Origin of the sequence: Xanthomonas sp. SHU 199, from assembly GCF_000364665.1 — a bacterium.
Lineage (GTDB): Bacteria > Pseudomonadota > Gammaproteobacteria > Xanthomonadales > Xanthomonadaceae > Xanthomonas_A > Xanthomonas_A sontii.
The window spans coordinates 1-4,621 of the sequence record NZ_AQOI01000252.1; the positions used below are offsets into that span (position 1 = coordinate 1).

At 70.6% G+C, this 4,621-nt stretch carries 3 protein-coding genes; 1 reads left to right on the forward strand and 2 read right to left on the reverse strand.

What is annotated here, in order from left to right; genetic code table 11:
• Positions 1–188, reverse strand: a 188-nt coding sequence (locus D183_RS24395) for an ROK family protein (RefSeq protein WP_039726853.1), incomplete at its 3' end; no start/stop codon positions are given.
• Positions 181–1,335 (reverse strand): SIS domain-containing protein, encoded by a 1,155-nt coding sequence (locus D183_RS0109890; protein WP_026144349.1) that lies wholly within the window; start codon positions 1,333–1,335, stop codon positions 181–183. The genes D183_RS0109890 and D183_RS24395, both read right to left, overlap by 8 nt.
• A gap of 323 nt (positions 1,336–1,658) precedes the next feature.
• Here D183_RS0109890 and D183_RS0109895 point away from each other — a divergent pair.
• The coding region (locus D183_RS0109895) for a TIM-barrel domain-containing protein (RefSeq protein ID WP_017908849.1) at positions 1,659–4,621 on the forward strand (2,963 nt) is incomplete at its 3' end.

Here is a 4,621-nt window from a genome sequence, read left to right on the forward strand (position 1 = left end):
CGGCCGAGCGCGGCATCGGCCGCGGCCACCAGCGCCACCACCGCCTGCAGGAAGGCGGCGTAGTCGCCCTGCGGCGTGGCCACGCGGCGCCGCCACAGCACCTGCAGCGCGGCGTCGCAGGCCACCAGTTCGATCTTGGTGCCGCCGACGTCGAGGCCGTAGCAGGTGGGCGCGCCGGGCTCAGCCATGGTGGATGGTGACGCCCTGGACCACGCGGTTGACGGTGCCGTCGGGGAACGGATTGTCCGGGGTCAGGCCGAGCGCGGCCGAACGCTGCAGCGCGAACAGCTGCGCGAAGCCCAGCCACAGCGGCGCCAGCCACGGATCGTCCAGGCCGGCGACGGCAAGCGTGTGGTCGTCGCCGGCCCCGATGTCCGCATGCGGGCCGATCGCCAGCACCTGGCCGGCCACGCCATCGCGGCGCAGTTCGTCCAGCAGGTCCTGCTCGTAGCGGCGCGCCAGCGGCTGCACGCTGCGCAGCACCACCACCAGGGTGCTGCGGTCGAGCGTGGACTTGGGGCCGTGGCGGAAGCCCAGCGGCGTGTTGGCCAGCGCCAGCACGCGGCCGGCGGTGAGTTCCAGGACCTTCAGCGCGGCCTCGCGCGCCAGCGCTTCCAGCGGGCCGCTGCCGAGATAGATCACCCGCGCGAACGGGCGCTGCGCCAGCGCCGCCACCGCGCCATCCCATTGCGCCAGGCCGCGGTCGGCCAATTCGGCCAGCCGCTGCAGGCGCGCGCTGCGCGTTTCCCACGGCGCACGCTCGAACACGCTCAGCGCCGCCAGCAGCATGCAGGTCAGGCTGCTGGTCATGGCGAAGGCGCGATCGCAGCTGGCCGGCGGCATCAGCAGCGTGCAGGTGTCGGCGCGGTCGGCGCCGCGGCGGGCCAGTTCGCCGTCGGCGTTGCAGGTGATGTCGAGGAAGCGCGCGTCGTCGACGTCGCTGCGCACGCGCTCCACCGCGGCCACGCTTTCCGGGCTGGAGCCGCTGCGCCCGAACGACACCAGCAGGGTCGGCCGCGCGCGCTGCAGGTACAGCGCCGGATGGGTCAGCAGGCTGGTGGTGTGCACCGCGCGCACCTCGGCCGGCCACTGCGCATTGATCGCGTCGGCCACCATCTCGGCGATGAAGCCGGAACTGCCGGCGCCGGTGAACAGCACGCGCTGGCCCGGATCGGCGAGGCGGTCGCCGAGGAAGGCCTGCAGGCGGTCGCCGGCGTGCGCCAGATCCTGTGCCAGGGTCCGCCACAGCGCCGGCTGCTGGGCGATCTCGCGGGCGGTATCGGCCCCGCCCAGGCGCTGCCAGGCGGATGCATCGGAAAGCGGAAGGAGGTCCATGCGGTGGTTCCTGTTGGGCCAGCGCACCATCCGGCTTTTCTTTCGAAATGTCAAACATCGAAAGAAAAAAGAAAGTATTTGCCTGTGCCCAATGTGTCTGCGGATCGCCCGCCCTAAAACGAAAGCTGCAAGTGGAGGTCGCTATCGCAAGCCGAATCAGCCGATTCTGTCGAGATGAAAGCAAAGTCATGTGGGACAATATCTTTCGTTTTGCAAAAATAAATCTTGTTTTTTGCTTTCAATTTATTGACATCTTTCAAATCCCTGGCCTAGAGTCGGCGCAACGCTTTCGAAACGCCCGGGGAAACGGGTTTGGGGGTCGTGTGGAGAACCGCGTTCGTCGCTCGTCGCTGTTGCCGGCGATCGCGCTGCCGGCCCTGCTGCTGGCGGCCGCCACCGTCGTCGCCGAGCCGGTCGGCAACCTGCGCACGGTCGCCGCCAGCGCCAGCCGCGACGGCCTGCAGGGCTGGGACCTGCAGACCGATCGCGGCGTGCGCCTGCGCATCGAACTGCCGGCGGCGGACATCGTGCGCGTGCAGGCCGGGCGCCACGGCACGCTCACCGGCGCCGGCGACAAGGCCACGCCGATCGTGCTGCCGCAACCCAAGGCCGCGGTGCAGGCGCAACTGGAAGACGATGCGCAGGAACTGCGCGTGCGTACCGACGCGCTGGTGCTGCACGTGCAGCGGCAACCGCTGCGGCTGCGCCTGGAGCGGCTGGAACAGGGCCGCGCGGTCGCGCTGTGGCAGGAACTGCAGCCGCTGGACCTGGATGCCACGCAGAGCGTGCAGGTGCTGTCCTCGCAGGCCGACGAAGCCTATTACGGCGGCGGCCAGCAGAACGGGCGCTTCGAGTTCAAGGGCCGTGAACTGGAAGTGTCGTATTCCGGCGGCTGGGAGGAGGGCGATCGCCCGAGCCCGGCGCCGATGCTGCTCAGCAGTCGCGGCTGGGGCATGCTGCGCAACACCTGGAGCGACGGCAGCTACGATCTGCGCCAGCCCGACCAGGCCACGCTGCTGCATCGCGAAGACCGCTTCGACGCCTACTACTTCGTCGGCGCCGACCTGCCGGCCCTGATCGAGCGCTATACCCGGCTGACCGGCCGCCCGAGCATGCTGGCGCGCTGGTCGCTGTCCTACGGCGATGCCGATTGCTACAACGACGGCGACAACGCGAAGAAGCCCGGCACTGTGCCCGACGGCTGGCACGACGGCCCCACCGGCACCACCCCGGACGTGGTCGACAGCGTGGCGCGGCAGTACCGCGAGCACGACATGCCTGGCGGCTGGATCCTGCCCAACGACGGCTACGGCTGCGGCTACACCAGGCTGCCGGAGACCGTGCAGGGCCTGGCCCGCTATGGCTTCCGCACCGGCCTGTGGACCGAGAACGGCGTGGACAAGATCGCCTGGGAAGTCGGCAAGGCCGGCAGCCGCGTGCAGAAGCTGGACGTGGCCTGGACCGGCAAGGGCTACCAGTTCGCGATGGACGCCAACCACCAGGCCTACGACGGCATCCTCGCCAACTCCGATGCGCGCCCGTTCCTGTGGACGGTGATGGGCTGGGCCGGCATCCAGCGCTACGCGGTGGCCTGGACCGGCGACCAGAGCAGCAGCTGGGACTACATCCGCTGGCACGTGCCGACCCTGATCGGCTCCGGCCTGTCCGGCATGGCCTACGCGGCCGGCGATGTCGATGCGATCTTCGGCGGCAGCGCCGAGACCTTCACCCGCGACCTGCAGTGGAAGGCGTTCACCCCGGTGCTGATGGGCATGAGCGGCTGGTCGTCGAACGCGCGCAAGCATCCGTGGTGGTACGACGAGCCGTACCGCAGCATCAACCGCGATTACCTGAAGCTGAAAATGCGCCTGACCCCGTACATGTACGGCCTGGTGCACGATGCCGCGCAGACCGGTGCGCCGCCGGTGCGCGGGCTGATGTGGGAGGACCCGCGCGATCCGCACGCGCAGGACGAGACCTACAAGGCCCAGTTCCTGCTCGGCCGCGACCTGCTGGTGGCGCCGGTGTACCGCAGCCAGGCGGCCAGCCGCGGCTGGCGGCGCGACATCCATCTGCCGGCCGGCGGCTGGATCGACTACTGGGACGGCCGCCGCGTGCAGGCCGGCGCCGACGGCCGCCAGCTCGATCGCCAGGTCGACCTGGCCACGCTGCCGCTGTTCGTGCGTGCCGGCGCGATCCTGCCGATGTACCCGGCGATGCTGTACGACGGCGAGAAGCCGCTGGACGAGGTGACCTTCGACGTGTATCCGCAGGGGGCCTCGCAGTACACGCTGTACGAGGACGACGGCAACACCCGCCGCTACCAGCAGGGCGAGTCCAGCACGCAGGTGGTGCGCATGCAGGCGCCGGCGCAGGGCAGCGGCCCGGTGCAGGTATGGATCGATCCGGTGCAGGGCCATTACGACGGACAGCTGCCGCAGCGTCGCTATGCCTTGCGCGTGCTCGCGCGGCAGGCGCCGCGGTCGGTTCAGGTCGGCGAACGCGCGCTGCCGACGGTTGCCGACGCCGCGGCCCTCGCCCAGGCCAGCGAAGGCTGGTACTTCGACGCCACGGAGCGCCGCGGCACCGTGCACGTGCGCACCGCCGTGCAGGACATCCGCCAACCGCTGCAGCTGCGGTTGGACTTCCCGGTCGCCGCCGCTGCGGCCGACGACGCCTATCCGGCTGCGCCGGAGCTGGGCCGCGCGCTGCCCGCCGACAGCCTGCTGGTGGTCAACCGCCCGGCCGAGGAACCCGGACACCCGCTGGAGAACGCCTTCGACGACGACCCGGGCACCTGGTTCCGCAGCGTGCGCAACCAGGCCGTGCGCACCGGCGCGCACGAATGGGTGATCGGTTTCGGCGAGCGCAAGATGATCGACGGCATCGAGCTGGCGCCGCGCAACGACAAGAACTGGAAGCACGGCCAGGTGCGCGACTATGAGGTCTACCTGGGCGACAGCAACGGCGAGTGGGGCGAGCCGGTGGCGCGCGGCCACCTGCGCCTGCAGGAAGGCGTACAGCGCATCGATTTCCCCGCGCACGCCGGCCGCCTGCTGCGCTTCCGCGTGCTGAGCGTGCAGAACCCCGAGGGCGACGGCGCCGACAGCAACGACCCGATGGTCGTCGCCGCGCAGCGCCGGCCGCGCGCCTTCGATGCGCTGCAGCCGCGCGACGTCGGCCCGATCGCGCTGTCGACCTTCCACATCCTCGAGCACCCGGCGCCGGAACGGCCGGCGCAGCAGCGTTATCTGTCCGAGCTGGCGTTGCCGGCGGCGCTGGCCGG

What these genes read in the sequence shown, in the direction of transcription:
- D183_RS0109890 (WP_026144349.1), bottom strand. Translation starts at nt 1,335, where the DNA reads ATGGACCTCCTTCCGCTTTCCGATGCATCCGCCTGGCAGCGCCTGGGC.